General features: G+C 71.0%; 19 protein-coding genes. 10 read left to right on the top strand and 9 right to left on the bottom strand.

What is annotated here, in order from left to right:
- Positions 1-88: 88 nt before the first annotated feature.
- The 4 genes from nhaA to ACWDRW_RS13215 all read left to right on the top strand — a co-directional run bounded on the left by nhaA (position 89) and on the right by ACWDRW_RS13215 (position 3318).
- Positions 89-1519, top strand: coding sequence for a Na+/H+ antiporter NhaA (gene nhaA / locus ACWDRW_RS13230; RefSeq protein WP_451722765.1), 1431 nt, complete (start codon positions 89-91; stop codon positions 1517-1519).
- A 59-nt stretch (positions 1520-1578) separates the two neighbouring features.
- Positions 1579-2070, top strand: a complete 492-nt coding sequence (locus tag ACWDRW_RS13225) for a phage holin family protein (protein WP_451722763.1) — start codon at positions 1579-1581, stop codon at positions 2068-2070.
- Positions 2067-3008: an alpha/beta fold hydrolase gene (locus tag ACWDRW_RS13220; RefSeq protein WP_451722761.1), complete on the top strand. Its 942-nt coding sequence runs from the start codon at positions 2067-2069 to the stop codon at positions 3006-3008. The genes ACWDRW_RS13225 and ACWDRW_RS13220 overlap by 4 nt, the downstream gene beginning before the upstream one ends.
- A gap of 127 nt (positions 3009-3135) precedes the next feature.
- Complete coding sequence (locus ACWDRW_RS13215) at positions 3136-3318, top strand: hypothetical protein (RefSeq protein ID WP_451722759.1); 183 nt, start codon at positions 3136-3138, stop codon at positions 3316-3318.
- 18 nt (positions 3319-3336) lie between these two features.
- Here the strand turns inward: ACWDRW_RS13215 and ACWDRW_RS13210 are convergent, their stop codons facing one another.
- The 3 genes from ACWDRW_RS13210 to nth form a co-directional block, all read right to left on the bottom strand.
- Positions 3337-4536, bottom strand: a complete 1200-nt coding sequence (locus ACWDRW_RS13210; protein WP_451722758.1) for a MarP family serine protease — start codon at positions 4534-4536, stop codon at positions 3337-3339.
- 63 nt (positions 4537-4599) lie between these two features.
- A complete protein-coding gene (locus ACWDRW_RS13205) occupies positions 4600-5295 on the bottom strand; it encodes an NUDIX hydrolase (protein ID WP_451722756.1) in 696 nt (231 codons plus the stop codon).
- Between the two features lie 457 nt (positions 5296-5752).
- Positions 5753-6664: an endonuclease III gene (gene nth / locus ACWDRW_RS13200; protein ID WP_451722754.1), complete on the bottom strand. Its 912-nt coding sequence runs from the start codon at positions 6662-6664 to the stop codon at positions 5753-5755.
- Between the two features lie 253 nt (positions 6665-6917).
- Here nth and ACWDRW_RS13195 point away from each other — a divergent pair, with 253 nt between their 5' ends.
- Positions 6918-7592, top strand: coding sequence for a Crp/Fnr family transcriptional regulator (locus ACWDRW_RS13195; protein WP_015658871.1), 675 nt, complete (start codon positions 6918-6920; stop codon positions 7590-7592).
- A gap of 180 nt (positions 7593-7772) precedes the next feature.
- Entirely contained in the window at positions 7773-8606 is an 834-nt protein-coding gene (locus tag ACWDRW_RS13190) for a nucleotidyltransferase domain-containing protein (RefSeq protein ID WP_451722752.1), read from the top strand.
- A gap of 33 nt (positions 8607-8639) precedes the next feature.
- On the opposite strand, the gene ACWDRW_RS13185 is transcribed toward ACWDRW_RS13190, so the two are convergent.
- From ACWDRW_RS13185 to ACWDRW_RS13170, 4 genes are all read right to left on the bottom strand, one after another.
- Entirely contained in the window at positions 8640-9470 is an 831-nt protein-coding gene (locus tag ACWDRW_RS13185; protein WP_451722750.1) for an MBL fold metallo-hydrolase, read from the bottom strand.
- Positions 9467-10345, bottom strand: coding sequence for an NUDIX hydrolase (locus ACWDRW_RS13180; RefSeq protein WP_451722748.1), 879 nt, complete (start codon positions 10343-10345; stop codon positions 9467-9469). The genes ACWDRW_RS13185 and ACWDRW_RS13180 overlap by 4 nt, the downstream gene beginning before the upstream one ends.
- Before the next feature lie 342 nt (positions 10346-10687).
- Entirely contained in the window at positions 10688-11155 is a 468-nt protein-coding gene (locus tag ACWDRW_RS13175) for a RidA family protein (protein WP_451722746.1), read from the bottom strand.
- Positions 11152-11322 (bottom strand): DUF4177 domain-containing protein, encoded by a 171-nt coding sequence (locus tag ACWDRW_RS13170; RefSeq protein WP_451722745.1) that lies wholly within the window; start codon positions 11320-11322, stop codon positions 11152-11154. Before ACWDRW_RS13170 ends, ACWDRW_RS13175 begins: the two co-directional genes overlap by 4 nt.
- Before the next feature lie 95 nt (positions 11323-11417).
- Between ACWDRW_RS13170 and ACWDRW_RS13165 the strand changes: the two genes are divergently transcribed.
- Positions 11418-12395, top strand: a complete 978-nt coding sequence (locus tag ACWDRW_RS13165; RefSeq protein ID WP_451722743.1) for an ArsA family ATPase — start codon at positions 11418-11420, stop codon at positions 12393-12395.
- The gene (locus tag ACWDRW_RS13160; RefSeq protein ID WP_451722741.1) at positions 12392-13756 is read left to right on the top strand and encodes an ArsA family ATPase; all 1365 of its coding nucleotides are present in this window, start codon (positions 12392-12394) and stop codon (positions 13754-13756) included. Before ACWDRW_RS13165 ends, ACWDRW_RS13160 begins: the two co-directional genes overlap by 4 nt.
- A gap of 63 nt (positions 13757-13819) precedes the next feature.
- Here the strand turns inward: ACWDRW_RS13160 and wblA are convergent, their stop codons facing one another.
- Positions 13820-14158 (bottom strand): transcriptional regulator WblA, encoded by a 339-nt coding sequence (wblA, locus tag ACWDRW_RS13155; protein WP_067033339.1) that lies wholly within the window; start codon positions 14156-14158, stop codon positions 13820-13822.
- Positions 14159-14565: 407 nt separating this feature from the next.
- Here wblA and ACWDRW_RS13150 point away from each other — a divergent pair, with 407 nt between their 5' ends.
- Complete coding sequence (locus ACWDRW_RS13150; protein ID WP_451722739.1) at positions 14566-16884, top strand: transglycosylase domain-containing protein; 2319 nt, start codon at positions 14566-14568, stop codon at positions 16882-16884.
- A 156-nt stretch (positions 16885-17040) separates the two neighbouring features.
- On the opposite strand, the gene ACWDRW_RS13145 is transcribed toward ACWDRW_RS13150, so the two are convergent.
- Complete coding sequence (locus ACWDRW_RS13145; RefSeq protein WP_451722738.1) at positions 17041-17505, bottom strand: GatB/YqeY domain-containing protein; 465 nt, start codon at positions 17503-17505, stop codon at positions 17041-17043.
- Positions 17506-17636: 131 nt separating this feature from the next.
- On the opposite strand from ACWDRW_RS13145, the gene ACWDRW_RS13140 reads away from it, so the two are divergent.
- Positions 17637-18563: a metallophosphoesterase gene (locus ACWDRW_RS13140; protein ID WP_451722736.1), complete on the top strand. Its 927-nt coding sequence runs from the start codon at positions 17637-17639 to the stop codon at positions 18561-18563.
- The last annotated feature ends 85 nt before the right edge of the window (positions 18564-18648 follow it).

Here is an 18648-nt window from a genome sequence, read left to right as displayed (position 1 = left end):
GTAGGCTAAGCAAAAAGTAAGTCCCCAAAAGGTGCGCCGGGAAGTCTGGTCGGCAAGTGTTTGTGCTGCCCCACCACCGGAGGTCCCCGTGCCCGCGCCCAGCACCCCCCGCAAGGTCCTAGACCGGCTCACCCTGTCGGAACGGACCTTCGTCGCGGACGCGCTGCGCACCGAGACCGTCGGTGGTGTGCTGCTGCTCATCGCCGCCGTCGCCGCACTGGTCTGGGCGAACGTTCCCGGGCTGAGCGACAGCTACCAGAGCGTCAGCCACTACCACCTCGGCCCCGAGGCACTGGGCCTGGATCTGTCGGTCGCGCACTGGGCCGCCGACGGACTGCTCGCGATCTTCTTCTTCGTCGCCGGCATCGAGCTCAAGCGCGAGCTGGTCGCCGGTGATCTGCGGGACCCCAAGGCCGCCGTCCTGCCGGTGGTGGCCGCGCTGTGCGGGATGGCCGTACCGGCGCTCGTCTACGTGCTCACCAACCTCAGCGGCGGCGGCTCCATGGACGGCTGGGCCGTGCCCACGGCCACCGACATCGCCTTCGCGCTCGCCGTGCTCGCCGTCATCGGCACCTCCCTGCCGAGCGCCCTGCGCGCCTTCCTGCTCACCCTGGCGGTCGTCGACGACCTCTTCGCCATCCTGATCATCGCGGTCTTCTTCACCGAGAAGCTGAACTTCGCCGCGCTCGGCGGCGCCCTGCTCGGCCTCGCCGTCTTCTGGCTGCTGCTCCGCAAGGGCGTACGGGGCTGGTACGTGTACGTTCCGCTGGCGCTCGTGATCTGGGCGCTCATGTACAACAGCGGCGTCCACGCCACCATCGCCGGTGTCGCCATGGGCCTGATGCTGCGCTGCACCCCGCGCGAGGGCGAGGAGCACTCCCCCGGCGAGCACATCGAGCACCTGGTCCGGCCGCTCTCGGCAGGGCTCGCGGTACCGCTGTTCGCGCTGTTCAGCGCAGGTGTCACCCTCTCCGGCGGGGCGCTCGGCGATGTGTTCAGGCAGCCGGAGACCCTGGGTGTCGTCCTCGGGCTGGTGGTCGGCAAGGCGGTGGGCATCTTCGGCGGCACCTGGCTGACGGCGCGGTTCACCAAGGCCTCCCTCAGCGACGATCTGGCCTGGGCCGATGTGTTCGCGGTGGCGACGCTGGCCGGGATCGGCTTCACCGTCTCGCTGCTCATCGGCGAGCTCGCCTTCGAGGGCGAGACGGCGATGACGGACGAGGTCAAGGCCGCCGTACTGATGGGCTCCCTCATCGCGGCGACGCTGGCGTCGGTGCTGCTGAAGATCAGGAACGCCCGATACCGCCGGATGGTGGAGGCGGAGGAGCGGGACGAGGACATGTCCGGCATCCCGGACGTCTACGAGCAGGACGACCCGGAGTACCACCTGCGGATGGCCGCCATCCACGACCGCAAGGCCGCCGAGCACCGCCGGCTCGCCGAACTGAAGGCCGCCGAGCGAGAGCGGCTTGCCGAAGTGACGGGTGGGGCAGGCGAGGACAACGACCGTCGGGCATGATCTGACGGGACGGTACAAAAGACGAGTCTCACCCACATGGTCAGAAGAGGGAGAACGCGATGAGCGCACCCGACGGCAGCCCGGTCGGCGCCGAACGCAGCATCGGCCAGCTGTTCGCCTCGGCGACGACCGAGATGTCGGCGCTGGTGCACGACGAGATCGCGCTGGCCAAGGCCCAGCTGAAGCAGGACGTCAAGCGCGGCGCCACCAGTGGCGGCGCGTTCATGGTGGCGGGCGGGGTGCTGGTGTTCTCCCTGCCGATGCTCAACTTCGCGCTGGCGTACGGCATTCGGACCTGGAGCGACTGGAATCTCGCGATCTGTTTCCTGCTGTCGTTCGCGGCGAACGTGCTCGTCGCCGTCGTGCTCGCCCTCATCGGCGTGGTCTTCGCGAAGAAGGCCAAGAAGAGCCAGGGCCCGCAGAAGGTGGCCGCGTCGATGAAGGAGAGCGCGGGAGTCCTGCAGAAGGCCAAGCCGCATCCGCGCCCGGTGCCGGCCCTGGAGGACCGGTCGCCCGCGGCCATCGAGGCTGTGGCACGCTCGACGTCATGACGGACCCGGCCCTCACCCCTACGGCGCAACCCGCCTCGGTCGTACGACTCGACGGTCCCTGGACCCATCGGGACGTGGCCGCCAACGGCGCGCGCTTCCACATCGCCGAGATGGGTGACGGGCCGCTGGTCCTGCTCCTGCACGGCTTCCCGCAGTTCTGGTGGACCTGGCGGCACCAGCTGCCGGCCCTGGCCGACGCCGGGTTCCGGGCCGTCGCCATGGACCTGCGGGGCGTCGGCGGCAGCGACCGCACCCCACGCGGTTACGACCCGGCCAACCTGGCGCTCGACATCACCGGGGTGATCCGCTCCCTCGGCGAGCCGGACGCCGCCCTCGTCGGGCACGACCTGGGCGGCTATCTGGCGTGGACGGCGGCCGTGATGCGCCCGAAGCTCGTACGGCGGCTCGCTGTCGCGTCCATGCCCCATCCGCGGCGCTGGCGCTCGGCGATGCTCTCGGACGTCAAGCAGACCGCCGCCGGCTCCTACATCTGGGGATTCCAGCGCCCCTGGATCCCCGAGCGCCAGCTCACCGCCGAGGACGGGGCGCTGGTCGGCCGGCTGGTCCGGGACTGGTCGGGCCCACGGCTGCCGGAGGACGACGCGGTGGACACGTACCGCCGCGCGATGTGCATCCCCTCCACCGCGCACTGCTCGATCGAGCCGTACCGCTGGATGGTCCGCTCGCTGGCCCGCCCCGACGGCATCCAGTTCAACCGCCGGATGAAGCGGCCCGTCCGGGTGCCGACCCTGCATCTGCACGGCTCGCTCGACCCCGTGATGCGCACCCGCAGCGCGGCCGGCTCCGGCGAGTACGTCGAAGCCCCCTACCGCTGGCGCCTGTTCGACGGACTCGGCCACTTCCCCCACGAAGAGGATCCGGTCGCGTTCTCGGCCGAACTGGTCAATTGGCTGAAGGATCCCGAACCCGATCGGTGACCGTTCCGACGCGCCCGGTATGCGGATCTGAACATCAGTACTACGAACAGCCAATTGCCCGGCGCATAGGCCAATTGGGGGCCCTGGGGGCGGTTATCGACCTTGGGGCGGGGGCACACGTCGGGGTATGGGCTGGACGCACGACTACAGTGACGCAGCACGCAACCGACGCTCGGGCAACGCCCTGAGCCCCCACCAGGGAGGCGCCGCTCCGCAGATGGCGGGCACCGACCTCCGGGTGGGCATTCCGCGCATCCTGCGCCGCCGGGCCCGCTGGGTCTCGGTACGCCTGCGCCACCCCCGCGGCTGACCCCGCCGGGCCCCAGGGCTACAGCGCGCAGCTGTCGCTGTCCACCTGCTGGTTCGCGGTACGTCCGGCGGCGATGTCCTCCTGGATCTCGTCCGCGGTGAGCGCGTAGCCGGTGTCGGCGTCGTCGAGGGACTTCGCGAAGACCACGCCGTACACCTTGCCCTCGGGCGTGAGCAGCGGGCCGCCGGAGTTGCCCTGGCGGACGGTCGCGTACAGCGAGTACACGTCGCGGTGCACGGTGCCTCGGTGGTAGATGTCCGGGCCGTTGGCCGGGATGCGGCCGCGGACGCGGGCGGCGCGGACGTCGTAGGCGCCGTTCTCCGGGAAGCCGGCGATGATCGCGTCGTCGCCGCTGCGGGCGTCGTCGGTGGTGAACTCCAGCGCGGGCGCGTCGAGATCCGGTACGTCGAGCACGGCGATGTCGCGCTTCCAGTCGTAGAGCACGACCTGCGCGTCGTACTTGCGGCCCTCTCCGCCTATCTGGACGGTGGGTTCGTCGACGCCGCCCACCACATGGGCGTTGGTCATCACCCGGCGGTCGGCGAAGACGAAGCCGGTGCCCTCCAGGACCTTGCCGCAACTGTCCGCCGTGCCCACGACCTTGACGATGGATCGCTTCGCGCGCGTGGCCACGGCACTGTTGGCGAGCGCCGGGTCGGGCGGCTTTACGTCGGTGATGGGCTCGTTGGAGAACGGGCTGAAGACCTGCGGGAAGCCGTTCTGCGCGAGGACCGAGGAGAAGTCCGCGAACCATGTGTCGGCCTGCGCGGGCAGCGCCCGGGACACTCCGAGCAGCACCTTGGAGTTGCGGACCTCCTTGCCGAGCGTCGGCAGGGTGGTGCCGGCCAGCGCCGAGCCGATCAGCCAGGCGACCAGGAGCATCGCGACGACGTTGACCAGGGCGCCGCCGGTGGCGTCCAGGGCGCGGGCCGGGGACCAGGTGATGTAGCGGCGCAGCTTGTTGCCGAGGTGGGTGGTCAGGGCCTGGCCGACGGAGGCGCAGACGATGACCACGACCACGGCGACGACCGCGGCCGTCGTGCTCACCTCGGAGTTGTCCGTCAGGGCGTCCCAGATCACGGGGAGCAGGTAGACGGCGACGAGGCCGCCCCCGAGGAAGCCGATCACCGACAGGATGCCGACGACGAAGCCCTGCCGGTAGCCGACGATGGCGAACCACACCGCCGCGACCAGCAGCAGGATGTCCAGCACGTTCACCGCTTCAAGCCTCGCCTCGTCACTTACCGGCCCCCCGGATTACAGAACACGGCGCCCACCCTGTCATGACCGCCAGTCCAGCGGGACCTGCTTCTCCCGGTCCCAGGGCCGCTCCCAGCCCGCGAAGTGCAGCAACCGGTCGATGATCCCGGCGGTGAAGCCCCAGACGAGGGCCGATTCGACCAGGAATGCCGGACCTCGGTGGCCGCTGGGGTGAGCGGCGGTGGCGCGGTTGGCGGGGTCCGTGAGATCCGCCACGGGGACCGTGAAGACCCGGGCCGTCTCGTTCGGGTCGACGACCCCGACCGGGGTGGGCTCGCGCCACCAGCCGAGGACGGGGGTGACCACGAAGCCGCTGACCGGGATGTACAGCCGGGGCAGGACGCCGAAGAGCTGGACGCCGGCCGGATCGAGCCCGGTCTCCTCCTCGGCCTCGCGGAGAGCGGCCCGCAGCGGCCCGTCGGCCTTCGGGTCGCCGTCCTCGGGGTCGAGGGCCCCACCGGGGAAGGAGGGCTGGCCCGCGTGGGAGCGCAGGGAACTGGCCCGCTCCATCAGCAGCAGCTCGGGGCCGCGCTCGCCCTCACCGAAGAGGATCAGGACGGCGGACTGCCGGCCCGCGCCGTTCTTCGGCGGCAGGAACCGGCTCAGCTGCAGCGGCTCGACGGTCTCCACCGCCCGCACAACCGGGTCCAGCCAGTCGGGCAGCCCCTCCTTGCTCAGCGCCACCGGCCCGCCCTGTGTCTCGCTCGCGCGCGTCATCGCACCCCCCGTCGTCCTGCCCGTTCCAACGTGGGCGCGCTGCTGGAAGTGCCGCGAGATGCCGTCCGGCCGCCGCGGAGCCGTCGCGGCGACCCGTCGCCCAGTTCCCCGTGGGTGCCGCCCCATGCCCCGTGCGGGCCGCAACCTGCCCTGGGTGTGCCGCAACCTGCCGCCCGACCGCCGCGGAGCCGTCGTGGCCCGGCGGCCAGTTCCCCGGAAGTGCCGCCACATGCCCCGTGCGGGCCGCAACCTGCCGCCCCGCCGCGGCGGCGCCGTCGCGGCCCGGCGGGCAGTTCCCCACAGATGCCGCCACATGCCCCGTGCGGGCCGCAACCTGCCCTGGGTGTGCCGCAACCTGCCCTGGGGGTGCCGCAACCTGCCGCCCGACCGCCGCGGAGCCGTCGCGGCTGGTCGCGCGGTTCCCCGCGCTCCTTCGGTGCGTTGCCGTCCCGGTCGGTCATCCAGTCGCCCCCAGTGGCGGTGCCGCCCGGCCGCCCGCGTCCAGGTAGGACCGCGGGGGCTTCAGGCGCTGGCCCGGGAAGCCGCCCTTCTCGTACTTGAGCAGCTTCTTCGCCTTCTCCGGGTCCGTCTCGCCCTCGCCGTACGCGGGGCAGAGCGGGGCGATGGGGCAGGCGCCGCAGGCCGGTTTGCGGGCGTGGCAGATACGGCGGCCGTGCCAGATGACGTGGTGCGAGAGGTCCGTCCAGTCGCTCTTGGGGAAGAGCGTGCCGATCTCGGCCTCGATCTTGTCGGGGTCGGTCTGCTCGGTCCACTGCCAGCGCCGTACGAGCCGCTGGAAGTGGGTGTCCACGGTGATCCCGGGCCGTCCGAAGGCGTTGCCGAGCACCACGAAGGCGGTCTTCCGGCCGACGCCGGGCAGCTTGACCAGATCCTCGAGGCGGCCCGGCACCTCACCGCCGAACAACTCGGTCAAACCCTTGGACAGCCCTATGACCGACCTGGTCTTGGCGCGGAAGAACCCGCACGGGCGCAGGATCTCCTCCACCTCCTCCGGGTTGGCGGCGGCCAGGTCCTCGGGGGTGGGGTACTTGGCGAAGAGCGCCGGGGTCGTCTGGTTGACGCGCAGGTCGGTGGTCTGGGCGGACAGGACCGTGGCGACCAGGAGCTGGAAGGGGTTCTCGAAGTCCAGTTCCGGATGGGCGTACGGGTAGACCTCGGCGAGCTCGCGGTTGATCCGGCGGGCCCGGCGGACGAGGGCGGTGCGGGACTCGGCCTTCGAGGGCTTCACGGCGGTCTTCTTCGCAGCGACGGCCTTCTTCGCCACGGCAGCCTTCTTTGCCGCTTTTGCCGGTTTCCTTCCGCCACCGGGGTCCTGTTCGCCCACAGCGGAATCACGACGTACAACCACCCGCCCAGCCCCCTTGGCCTGTGCTCTCACCGGCGATTTGGACACCCGGCCAGCCTAAAGCCCGGCACCGACATCCGCCCCGGGCCCTGAAGATCAGCCCCCAATTGGACCCCTGCCGCTTACCCCGGGACACCTGTGCGGCATCCTTGTGACAGATCACACTGTTTGGACCGTCCGGCAAGATGGGGAACACGGTCCCCTGGTACCAAGGGGGAAGCAAGATCCCCTGAGCAGGTCGACAAGGAGAGAACTCGTGGACGACGTTCTGCGGCGCAACCCGCTCTTCGCGGCTCTCGACGACGAGCAGTCCGCGGAGCTGCGTGCCTCCATGAGTGAGGTGACCCTCGCGCGTGGGGACTCCCTCTTCCACGAGGGCGACCCCGGTGACCGGCTCTATGTCGTCACCGAGGGCAAGGTCAAGCTCCACCGCACCTCCCCCGACGGACGCGAGAACATGCTCGCCGTCGTCGGCCCCGGCGAGCTGATCGGCGAACTGTCGCTGTTCGACCCGGGCCCGCGTACGGCGACCGCCACCGCGCTGACCGAGGTCAAGCTGCTGGGCCTCGGCCACGGCGACCTCCAGCCCTGGCTGAACGCCCGCCCCGAGGTGGCCACCGCGCTGCTGCGCGCCGTCGCCCGCCGACTGCGCCGCACCAACGACGCGATGTCCGACCTGGTCTTCTCGGACGTGCCCGGCCGTGTGGCGCGCGCGCTGCTGGACCTCTCCCGCCGCTTCGGCGTGCAGTCGGAGGAGGGCATCCACGTCGTCCACGACCTCACGCAGGAAGAGCTGGCCCAGCTGGTCGGCGCGTCCCGCGAGACGGTCAACAAGGCCCTGGCCGACTTCGCCCAGCGTGGCTGGCTCCGCCTGGAGGCCCGCGCGGTGATCCTGCTGGACGTGGAACGCCTCGCGAAGCGCTCCCGCTAGCCCGCACAGCCCCTACGAAGGGTCCCGCCGCATGGCTGGGGCCCTTCGTGCGTGTTCGGGCCCGAGGTGTGGTCCGGATCGGCTCGCCACCGGCGGACCGTGCCACGTTCGGCGCAGCCGCGCCCGCGTCATCGCCGTAAATCATCTGCGTCGGGGCCGGTCCCCGGGCACAGTGAGCCCATGGCCGGTACTCGTCACAGCAGGGGACTCGACGCACAGGGGTACATCGAGCGGGAGGGATCGCTCGCGCGTGTTGCCCACGACTTCCGTCCGGTCGTCACCGCCGCGCGGGACCGGCTGCTGGACGGGTTCGGGGCGCGGCTGCACAGCGCGTACCTCTACGGCTCGATTCCGCGCGGTACCGCGCGCGTGGGGCGCAGCGATCTCGATCTGCTGGTCGTGCTGCGGGCGGAGCCGACCGACGGGGACCGGGAGGACGCCCGGGTGCTCGGTGAGGCGCTGGACAAGGAGTTCCGGCAGATCGACGGGGTCGGCACGCTGCTGCACAGCCGCGCGCAGGCGCTGAGCGAGCTGGAGCGGTACGACATGGGCTGGTTCGTGGCCTGCTGCCTCTGCACGCCTCTCCTCGGCGAGGACCTGGCCGAGCTCCTCCCGCGCTACCGCCCCGGCTCCCTGCTCGCGAGGGAGACCAACGGTGATCTCGGCCGCCTGCTGCCCCGCTGGCGCGAGCGGATCGCCGGCGCGGCCGACTCCGAGGAGGCCCGCAGGCCGCTCGTACGGTTCATGTCGCGCCACCTGGTCCGCACCGGTTTCACGCTGGTCATGCCCCGCTGGAACGGCTGGACGAGCGATCTGCACGAGATGGCGGAGGCGTTCGCGTCGTACTACCCGGAGCGCGCCGACGCGATGCGCGCCGCGGCCGTGCTCGGGTACGAGCCGAGCGGGGACGCCGCCGTCCTGCGGTCGTACGTCGACGACCTGGGCCCCTGGCTGGCCGAGGAGTACGCGCGCGTGCACGGCGTGAAGGCGCCGCGCCCCGGGGAGTCCGCCTAGACCGTGCGCTCGCCCGGTGCCCCCGGAGCGGGCCTAGATGAGGCCGTGCTCGGAGAGATAGTCCAGCTGGGCCCGCACCGACAGTTCCGCCGCCGGCCACAGGGAGCGGTCCACGTCGGCGTACACATGGGCGACGACCTGCTCCGGCGTGCCGTAGCCGTCCTCGACCGCCGTCTCGACCTGGGCGAGGCGGTGGGCGCGGTGGGCGAGGTAGAACTCGACGGCACCCTGGGCGTCGTCGAGGACCGGCCCGTGTCCCGGCAGCACGGTGTGGACACCGTCGTCGACCGTGAGGGAGCGCAGCCGCCGCAGGGAGTCGAGGTAGTCGCCGAGACGGCCGTCAGGATGGGCCACGACGGTCGTTCCGCGCCCCAGGACGGTGTCACCGGTCAGCACGGCCCGGTCGGCCGGGAGATGGAAGCACAGGGAGTCGGCGGTGTGGCCGGGCGTGGGCACGACCCGAAGCTCCAGTCCGCCCACCCGCACGACGTCTCCCGCCCCCAGCCCCTCGTCGCCGAGGCGCAGCGCGGGGTCCAGGGCGCGCACCTTGGTGCCGGTGAGCTCCGCGAAGCGGGCGGCGCCCTCGGCGTGGTCGGGGTGGCCGTGGGTCAGCAGGGTGAGGGCGACGCGCTTGCCGGCCTGCTCGGCGGTGTCGACGACGTGCCGCAGGTGGCCCTCGTCGAGCGGACCGGGGTCGACCACGACGGCGAGCGCGGAGTCGGGCTCGGACAGGATCCAGGTGTTCGTGCCGTCCAGGGTCATCGCGGAGGCGTTGGGCGCGAGGACGTTCACCGCGCGCGGGGTGGCGGGGCCCGAGAGAACCCCGCCCCGCGGCTGGCCGGGAAGAGTGCTTGCGTCCGTCATGCGGGGGCTCCACCGGTCGGTGTGGTCGGGATGTGCTTGGTGAACTCGTCGTGCCCCGGCCAGGACAGCACGATCTCGCCGCCCTCCAGTCGGGCCTCCGCCAGCACGGGCGTCATGTCCCGCGCGGGGGCGGCGGCGAGCGCCTCGGCGGCCGTGCCGTAGGGGGCGAGCTGGCGCAGGGTGGCGATGGTGGGCGGCATCATCAGCAGCTCGCCGCGGTCGTACGACCGAGCCGCCTCGTCGGGCCGGGTCCACACCGTGCGATCGGCTTCCGTGGAGGCGTTGCGCGTGCGCTGGCCCTCCGGGAGGGCGGCGACGAAGAACCAGGTGTCGTAGCGGCGGCTCTCGAACTCCGGGGTGATCCAGCGGGTCCAGGCGCCGAGCAGATCGGAGCGCAGGACGAGGCCTCGGCGGTCGAGGAACTCGGCGAAGGAGAGATCGCGGGCGACGAGGGCGGCGCGGTCCTCTTCCCAGTCGGGCCCGGTGGTGTCGCCGACGACGGAGTCGGGCGCGGGACCGGCGAGCAGGACACCGGCCTCCTCGTACGTCTCCCGCACGGCGGCGCACACGATGGCCTGCGCGCCCGCCTCGTCCACGCCGAGCCGCTCGGCCCACCACGCGCGCGTGGGGCCCGCCCAGCGGACGTGCCGCTCGTCGTCGCGGGGGTCGACCCCGCCGCCGGGGTAGGCGTAGGCCCCGCCCGCGAAGGCCATGGAGGCCCGTCTGCGCAGCATGTGAACGGCGGGCCCGCTGTCGGTGTCCCTGAGCAGCATGACCGTGGCGGCGCGCTTGGGCGTCACCGGGGTGAGGGCCCCGTCCGCGAGCGCGCGGATGCGGTCGGGCCACTCCGGGGGATACCACTGACCGTTCGCCATGTCGGGAGGCTATCTCGGGGCGCGCGGATGTTCGAGAGGTGCCTGAGGTGAGGGCGGCGGCTTGCGTGGCGCGCGCGGCGGCTCGTACGGCGTGCGCCAACGGTGCAGGCCGCGGCCCGTACAGCGCGCGCCCGCGGTGCAGGCCATGGCATGTACGGCGCGCGCCCGCAGTGCAGGCCGCGGCCGGTACGGCGCCGCCGGGGCCTCCGCGGTCGTACGACTGCCCGCGGGTGACGCGTGTCGCCGGGCGGAGCGGCAGGCGCCGCCGACGGGGAGGGGACGCGGCAGGGGTGTACGCCCGCTACGCGCACCCCCGCCCGAGCCGCACAGGCGCCGTGGGCGTCACGCGTGCGTGAGCTCCACCTGCACCTCGACCTCGACCGGCGCGTCCAGCGGGAGCACCGCGACGCCGACCGCGCTGCGCGCGTGGACGCCCTTGTCGCCGAGGACCTCGCCGAGGAGCTCGCTCGCGCCGTTCACCACGGCCGGCTGACCCGTGAAGTCCGCGGCCGACGCGACGAAGCCGACGACCTTCACCACACGCGCGATGCGGTCCAGGTCACCGGCCACGGACTTGACCGCGGCGAGGGCGTTCAGAGCACAGGTGCGCGCGAGTTCCTTCGCCTCCTCCGCCGTGACCTCCGCGCCCACCTTGCCGGTGACCGGAAGCTTGCCCTCCACCATCGGCAGCTGGCCGGAGGTGTAGACGTACACACCCGACTGCACGGCCGGCTGATAGGAGGCCAGCGGCGGCACGACCGCCGGCAGCGTCAGACCCAGCTCGGCCAACCGGGCCTCCACCACGCTCACGCCTTCTTCTCCTGCTTCGCGCGCTTCAGGTAGGCCACCAGCTGCTCGGGGTTGTTCGGCCCGGGCACGACCTGGACGAGCTCCCAGCCGTCCTCGCCCCAGGTGTCCAGAATCTGCTTCGTGGCGTGGACGAGCAGCGGCACAGTTGCGTATTCCCACTTGGTCATGTGGCCGACTTTAGCCGCTGCCGTACAGGGCCTCGCGCACACGTTGTCCACAGCCTCCGGCGTGATCCGGCGGCCGACTGGTTAGGCTCGAAGACGTGAGCAGGCTTCAGGTCGTCAGCGGCAAGGGCGGGACCGGAAAGACCACGGTCGCCGCCGCCCTCGCGCTCGCCCTCGCCACCGAGGGGAAGCGGACGCTTCTCGTCGAGGTCGAGGGCCGGCAGGGCATCGCGCAGCTCTTCGAGACGGAGGCGCTGCCCTACGAGGAGCGGAAGATCGCCGTCGCTCCGGGGGGCGGGGAGGTGTACGCCCTCGCCATCGACCCCGAACTGGCCCTTCTGGACTACCTCCAGATGTTCTACAAAATGGGCGGCGCGGGCCGGGCACTGAAGAAACTCGGCGCCATCGACTTCGCCACCACCGTCGCGCCGGGGCTCAGAGACGTCCTCCTGACCGGCAAGGCCTGCGAGGCCGTACGCCGTAAGGACAAGGGCGGACGGTTCGTGTACGACTACGTCGTCATGGACGCCCCACCCACGGGCCGCGTCACCCGCTTCCTGAACGTCAACGACGAGGTCGCGGGCCTCGCCAAGATCGGCCCGATACACAATCAGGCCCAGGCGGTGATGCGGGTGCTGAAGTCCAAGGAGACGGCCGTACACCTGGTGACGCTGCTGGAGGAGATGCCGGTCCAGGAGACCGCCGACGGCATCGCCGAACTGCGCGCGGCCCGCCTCCCCGTGGGCCGGGTCATCGTGAACATGGTGCGTCCCCAGGTGTTGGACCCGGCCGAACTGGAACTCGTACGGACCACACCGCGTACGGCCATCGCGCAGTCCCTGTCGGCGGCCGGCCTCGGCGGCGCGCGGCGCGGCGGGCACGCGGAGCGCCTCGTGGACCCGCTGCTGCAGCAGGCGGAGGAGTACGCCGAGCGCTACGAGCTGGAACACGAACAGCGGGCGGTCCTCGGCGAACTGGGTCTGCCGCTGCACGAACTGCCGCTGCTCACCGAGGGAATGGACCTGGCAGGGCTGTACGAACTGGCCACCGAGCTGCGAGAGCAGGGGATGACATGAGCCCGGAAGCCGGCGCCCAGGCAGGCACGCAGACAGGGGCCCACTCGGGCCCCCAGATCCACCACCTCTCCCCCGCCCGCAACCTGGACGTGGACCCGCTGCTCGACGACCCCAAGACCCGCATCATCGTGTGCTGCGGTTCCGGCGGCGTCGGCAAGACCACCACCGCCGCGGCCCTCGGCCTGCGCGCCGCCGAGCGGGGCCGCAAGGTCGTGGTCCTCACGATCGACCCGGCCCGCCGGCTCGCCCAGTCCATGGGCATCGACTCGCTCGACAACACCCCGCGCCGGGTGAAGGGCGTCGAGGGCGACGGCGAACTGCACGCGATGATGCTCGACATGAAGCGCACCTTCGACGAGATCGTCGAGGCGCACGCGGACCCCGAGCGGGCCGCCGCGATCCTGGGCAACCCCTTCTACCAGTCGCTCTCGGCGGGCTTCGCGGGCACGCAGGAGTACATGGCGATGGAGAAGCTCGGCCAGCTGCGGGCGAAGGAGGAGTGGGACCTGATCGTCGTCGACACCCCGCCCTCCCGCTCCGCCCTGGACTTCCTGGACGCCCCCAAGCGGCTCGGGTCCTTCCTGGACGGCAAGCTGATCCGGGTCCTCCTCGCCCCGGCCAAGGTCGGCGGCCGGGCCGGCATGAAGTTCCTGAACGTCGGCATGTCGATGATGACCGGCGCGCTCGGCAAGCTGCTGGGGGGTCAGCTGCTGAAGGACGTCCAGACGTTCGTGGCCGCGATGGACTCGATGTTCGGCGGCTTCCGTACGCGCGCGGACGCGACGTACAAGCTGCTCCAGGCGCCCGGGACGGCGTTCCTGGTGGTCGCGGCGCCGGAGCGGGACGCGCTGCGCGAGGCCGCGTACTTCGTGCAGCGGCTGGCCGCCGAGGACATGCCGCTCGCGGGTCTGGTGCTCAACCGTGTCCACGGCAGCGGCGCCGACCGGCTGTCGGCCGAGCGGGCGCTCGCCGCCGCGGAAAATCTTGAGGAGTCCCGCATTGTCGATCAGGAGGGCGGGAAAGCTGGACTTCGTAACTCTCCCGACACGTACGGCAGTTCAGAAGCTCCAGCGACCGAGGCCCCGTCCGAAGCCGCAGCGGCAGGCTCCCCCGCCACCACGGACCCGGTCCCGGCACAGCCCGACCAGCTCACCGCCGGCCTGTTGAGGCTGCACGCGGACCGTATGCAGTTGCTCTCCCGCGAGCAGCGCACGCGTGACCGCTTCACCGCACTCCACCCCGAGGTGGCGGTGGCCGAAGTGGCCGCGCTGCCCGGCGACGTACACGACCTCGCGGGGCTGCGGGACATCGGAAACCGGCTGGCGACGGGCCGACCGGAGCTGCCCAGCCCCGGGGCCTGAACCAGACCAGCGGAGCTGCCCACCCCGTGGCCTGACCCTTGACGTGAACCAACCGGAGAGCTGTCAGCTCACCGCCGCGTAGTTCTCGTACACCTCGTCATCGTCGAGGGGCAGGATGCCCGCCCCGCGCTCGTACTCCGTACGAGCCGTCTCCAGCAGCCGGCGCCACGAGGTGACGGTGGGACGCCTGCGCAGCAGTGCGCGGCGCTCCCGTTCCGTCATGCCTCCCCATACGCCGAACTCGACGCGGTTGTCGAGCGCATCGGCCAGACATTCCGTGCGTACCGGACATCCGGTGCACACCGCCTTGGCCCTGTTCTGCGCTGCTCCCTGCACGAACAGTTCATCCGGATCGGTAGTGCGGCAGGCCGCCTGCGCACTCCAGTCGGTTACCCAGCCCATACCGGCGCCGTCCTCTCCCGAATCGAGGCTCCCCCACGGCGGCAGCGGCATATTCACCGCCGCCAGTTGAGGACGTTACGGAAGGTGGGCACAGCGCAACACCCCCAGCGGGCCCAATCTTGAATGGCCCGAACGGACTATGGGTAAGCGGCAGATCACCCGGGGGAGTGAGCTGGTGACATGCGTGATCATCCCGGCAAACCGGGACAGTTCCATTGAGTCACAACGGGCGCCAAGTGACACACAAGGCGGATTCGGACACGCCCCCATCAAAAAGTTGATGGCCGACCGGAACGATTCGGGGTCGCCGGACGTATTGATACGTGGCCCTACTGCTGTGACAGTTGAGAGCAGCTTAGGCCAAGGCATATACGCGTGTCCGGCGAATGAGAACGTAGGCTGCCCTCATGCCAAAGAAGCGCTCGGGCGGTGGTCTGTCGCCAACGCAGCAGGCCGCCAAGTTCCTCGGTGTCAGTGTGCTCGCCGGAGCCGTCCTGGCGGGGATCGCCCTGCCCGCGGTCGGTGCCCTGGGGCTCGCCGCCAAGGGCTCGGTCGAGAGTTTCGACGAGCTCCCCGCGAACCTCAAGACTCCTCCGCTGAGTCAGCGCACGACGATCCTGGACTCCGAGGGCGGCACGATCGCCACGGTCTACTCACGCGACCGCACGGTGGTGGACCTCAAGGACATCTCGCCGTACATGCAGAAGGCGATCGTCGCGATCGAGGACGCCCGCTTCTACCAGCACGGCGCGGTCGACCTGAAGGGCGTCCTGCGCGCCCTCAACCGCAACGCGCAGAGCGGCGGGGTCGCCGAGGGCGCCTCCACGCTCACCCAGCAGTACGTGAAGAACGTGTTCGTCGAGGAGGCGGGCGACGACCCGACGAAGGTCGCGCAGGCCACCCAGCAGACCCTCGGCCGCAAGATCCGCGAACTGAAGTACGCGATCCAGGTCGAGGAGGAGCTCGGCAAGAAGAAGATCCTCGAGAACTACCTGAACATCACCTTCTTCGGCCAGCAGGCCTACGGCGTCGAGGCCGCCGCCCAGCGGTACTTCTCCAAGTCGGCGAAGAACCTCAAGGTGCAGGAAGCGGCCCTGCTCGCCGGCATCGTGCAGTCGCCCTCGCGCTACGACCCGGTCAACGACGAGGCCGAGGCCACCAAGCGGCGCAACACCGTGCTGCAGCGCATGGCCGAGGTCGGCGACATCTCCCAGGGCGAGGCCGACAAGGCCAAGGAGAAGCCACTGGGCCTGAAGGTCAGCAAGCCCAAGAACGGCTGCATCACCGCCGTGAAGGGCGCGGGCTTCTTCTGCGACTACGTCCGCGCGGCCTTCCTGAGCGATCCGGTCTTCGGCAAGACCAAGGAGGCCCGGGCCAAGATCTGGAACCAGGGCGGTCTGACCATCCAGACCACCCTCGACCCGCAGGCCCAGGAGTCGGTCCAGGAGTCGGTCAAGGACCACGTCTACCAGAGCGACGAGGTGGCGACCGCCGCGACCATCGTCGAGCCCGGCACCGGCAAGATCCTGGCCATGGGCCAGTCCCGCCCGTACGGCTTCGGCAAGAACGAGACCCAGATCAACCTCTCGGTCGACGCGGCCATGGGCGGCGGCGCGGGCTACCAGCCCGGTTCGACCTTCAAGCCGATCGTGGCCGCGGCGGCCCTGGAGGGCGGCATGCCCGCCAACAAGGTGTACGGCTCGCCGTACCAGATGGACTACCCGACCCCGGTCCAGGCCTGCGACGGCAAGATCTGGGACGAGAAGGGCGTCCCGCTGGAGAACGAGAACAGCTCCGAGGTCGGCCCGTACGACATGCGGGAGGCGACCGCGAAGTCGGTCAACACCTACTACGTCGAGATGATCAGCGAGATCGGCATCTGCCCGGTCACCGAGATGGCCGAGAAGATGGGCGTCGAGCGCGCGGACGGCGACAAGATGCAGCAGGCTCCCTCGATCGCCCTCGGCACCCAGGAGATGTCCCCGCTGACCATGGCGAACGGCTACGCCACCTTCGCCGCGCGCGGGATGTACTGCACGCCGATCGCCATCGAGTCGATCAGCCGGCGGGTCGGCGGCGAGACCAAGTCCCTCGAGGTCCCCAAGTCGACCTGCTCACGCGCGATGTCCGAGAAGACCGCGGACACCATCAACACCCTGCTGCGGGGCGTGGTCGAGGACGGTACGGGCCAGCAGGCGGGCCTCGGCGGCCGCCCGAGCGCCGGTAAGACCGGTACGACGGACGAGCGCTACGCCGCCTGGTTCGTGGGCTACACCCCGAACATGGCCGGCGCGGTCTGGGTCGGCGACCCGGCGCACAAGCGGAAGATGCAGAACATCACCATCGGCGGTGTCCCGCACGCCAAGGTCTTCGGTGGCCAGGTGCCCGGCCCGATCTGGCGCGACATGATGACCGGCGCCCTGGAGGGCTGGGAGGCCCCCGAGTTCAACCTGGTCGACATCCCGCGCAGCGACCGGGGCGACGACGAGGACCGCGGCGACGACGAGGACAACGACAACGGCAACGGCGACGAGAACGGCAACAACGGCAACGGCAACGGCGGTCTGATCGGCGGCCTGGTCGACGGCGGCACCGGCGTCGACGGCGCCACGACCACGGGCTCCGACGGCGGTACGACCGAACCGACGCCGTCCTTCTCGATCCCCGAGGACTTCATCCAGGGACAGACGAACAACGGGAACGGCAACGGGGGTGGCTGGGGCTGAGGCCCCGCGTACCTCGTATGACCGCGGCCGCTTTCCCCTCTTCTACGGAGGGGAAAGCGGCCGCGGTTCTGTTGGGCCGTAGGCCGGTGGTGAGCCGTAGGCCGGTGCTGAGTGGGCCGGTGCCGGCTTTGCTCAGTCGTACGGCCGGCCAGTCGGTCAGCCCGCGAGGAGCTTCTTCACGGCGGCGGCGACCCGGCCGCCCTCCGCCTGGCCCGCCACCTTCGGGTTCACGATCTTCATGACCGCGCCCATGGCCCGCGGGCCCTGGGCGCCACCCGCCTTCGCCTCCTCGACGGCCTGGGCGACGATCCGCTCCAGCTCCTCGTCGTCGAGCTGCTTGGGCAGGTACGCGGCGAGCACCTCGCCCTCCGCCTTCTCCCGCTCGGCGGACTCGGGACGACCACCCTGCGCGAAGGCGTCGGCGGCCTCGCGCCGCTTCTTCGCCTCGCGGGTGATCACCTTCTGCACCTCGTCGTCGGAGAGCTCGCGCTTCTCCTTGCCCGCGACCTCCTCCTTGGTGATCGCGGCGAGCGTCAGCCGGAGCGTCGAGGAGCGGAGCTCGTCGCGCTCCTTGATCGCGGCGTTGAGGTCATCCTGCAGCTTCGACTTGAGCGTGGTCATGGGGACGATTGTCGCAGGTGCGGGTGAGCGGACGCCTGTTGATTTCCCGCGCGAGCGCTTGAGGGCCGCCGAGCACGGGAGTTGAGGACGGCCGGGCACGGAAGTCGGGGGCGGTCTGACACGATGGAGGTATGCGCGCGCGATACGGAGTACCTCTGGGAATCGCGGCGGCTGGTGCCGCCGGACTGCTCTACTCGGCGGGTTTCGAGGCCCGCTCCTTCCGTCTGCGACGGGTGACGGTCCCCGTCCTGCCCGCGGGGATGGGCCCCCTGCGTGTGCTCCAGGTCTCCGACATCCACATGGTCGGCGGACAGCGCAAGAAGCAGCGCTGGCTGCGCTCGCTGGCGGGCCTGCGCCCCGACTTCGTGATCAACACGGGCGACAACCTCTCGGACACCGAGGGCGTGCCCGAGGTGCTGGACGCGCTGGGCCCGCTGATGGAGTTCCCTGGCGCGTACGTCTTCGGCTCGAACGACTACTACGGCCCGAAGCTCCGCAACCCGGCGCGCTATCTGCCCGAGAAGGCGCAGGGGCGGCACGGCCTGAACGGCAACCCGCCGGCGGTGGGCGCGATCCACAACCCGTGGGAGGAGCTGCGGGACGGCTTCGACGCCGCGGGCTGGGTGAACCTGACCAACACGCGGGGGATCCTGAAGGTCGACGGGGTGTCGGTGGAGCTGACCGGCCTGGACGACCCGCACATCAAGCGGGACCGGTACGCCGAGGTCGCGGGCGGTCCCTCCGATACGGCGGACTTCTCGATGGGCGTGGTGCACGCGCCGTATCTCCGCGTACTGGACTCCTTCACGGCGGACGGCTACCCCCTGGTACTGGCCGGCCACACGCACGGCGGTCAGCTGTGCGTCCCCTTCTACGGGGCCCTGGTCACCAACTGTGACCTGGACACGGAACGGGTGAAGGGCCTGTCGAGGCACACGGCGGAGGGTCGCACGTCCTTCTTGCACGTCTCGGCGGGCTGCGGCACGAACCGCTACACCCCGTTCCGCTTCGCGTGCCCACCGGAGGCGACGCTGCTGACGCTGACGGAGAAGGTCTGACGGAGAAGGTCTGACGGAGCGGGTCCGAGGGCGGCGGGTAGCCAGCCGGGGGCAGCCGAGGGCGGCGGCTGCGGCGTACAGGTCG

Source organism: Streptomyces sp. NPDC003635 (assembly GCF_053587635.1).
The sequence above is the reverse complement of the archived record's forward strand: the minus strand, read 5'-3'. Positions and strand labels throughout refer to the sequence as shown.

Bases quoted from the DNA above. Each gene is read 5' to 3' on its own strand.
- ACWDRW_RS13180 (WP_451722748.1), bottom strand. From the start codon at position 10,345: ATGGCGAACGGTCAGTGGTATCCCCCGGAGTGGCCCGACCGCATCCGC.
- wblA (WP_067033339.1), bottom strand. From the start codon at position 14,158: ATGGGCTGGGTAACCGACTGGAGTGCGCAGGCGGCCTGCCGCACTACC.
- ACWDRW_RS13140 (WP_451722736.1), top strand. From the start codon at position 17,637: ATGCGCGCGCGATACGGAGTACCTCTGGGAATCGCGGCGGCTGGTGCC.
- ACWDRW_RS13185 (WP_451722750.1), bottom strand. From the start codon at position 9,470: ATGACGGACGCAAGCACTCTTCCCGGCCAGCCGCGGGGCGGGGTTCTC.
- ACWDRW_RS13145 (WP_451722738.1), bottom strand. From the start codon at position 17,505: ATGACCACGCTCAAGTCGAAGCTGCAGGATGACCTCAACGCCGCGATC.
- ACWDRW_RS13160 (WP_451722741.1), top strand. From the start codon at position 12,392: ATGAGCCCGGAAGCCGGCGCCCAGGCAGGCACGCAGACAGGGGCCCAC.
- ACWDRW_RS13170 (WP_451722745.1), bottom strand. From the start codon at position 11,322: ATGACCAAGTGGGAATACGCAACTGTGCCGCTGCTCGTCCACGCCACG.
- ACWDRW_RS13215 (WP_451722759.1), top strand. From the start codon at position 3,136: ATGGGCTGGACGCACGACTACAGTGACGCAGCACGCAACCGACGCTCG.
- ACWDRW_RS13190 (WP_451722752.1), top strand. From the start codon at position 7,773: ATGGCCGGTACTCGTCACAGCAGGGGACTCGACGCACAGGGGTACATC.
- ACWDRW_RS13150 (WP_451722739.1), top strand. From the start codon at position 14,566: ATGCCAAAGAAGCGCTCGGGCGGTGGTCTGTCGCCAACGCAGCAGGCC.
- ACWDRW_RS13220 (WP_451722761.1), top strand. From the start codon at position 2,067: ATGACGGACCCGGCCCTCACCCCTACGGCGCAACCCGCCTCGGTCGTA.
- ACWDRW_RS13225 (WP_451722763.1), top strand. From the start codon at position 1,579: ATGAGCGCACCCGACGGCAGCCCGGTCGGCGCCGAACGCAGCATCGGC.
- ACWDRW_RS13205 (WP_451722756.1), bottom strand. From the start codon at position 5,295: ATGACGCGCGCGAGCGAGACACAGGGCGGGCCGGTGGCGCTGAGCAAG.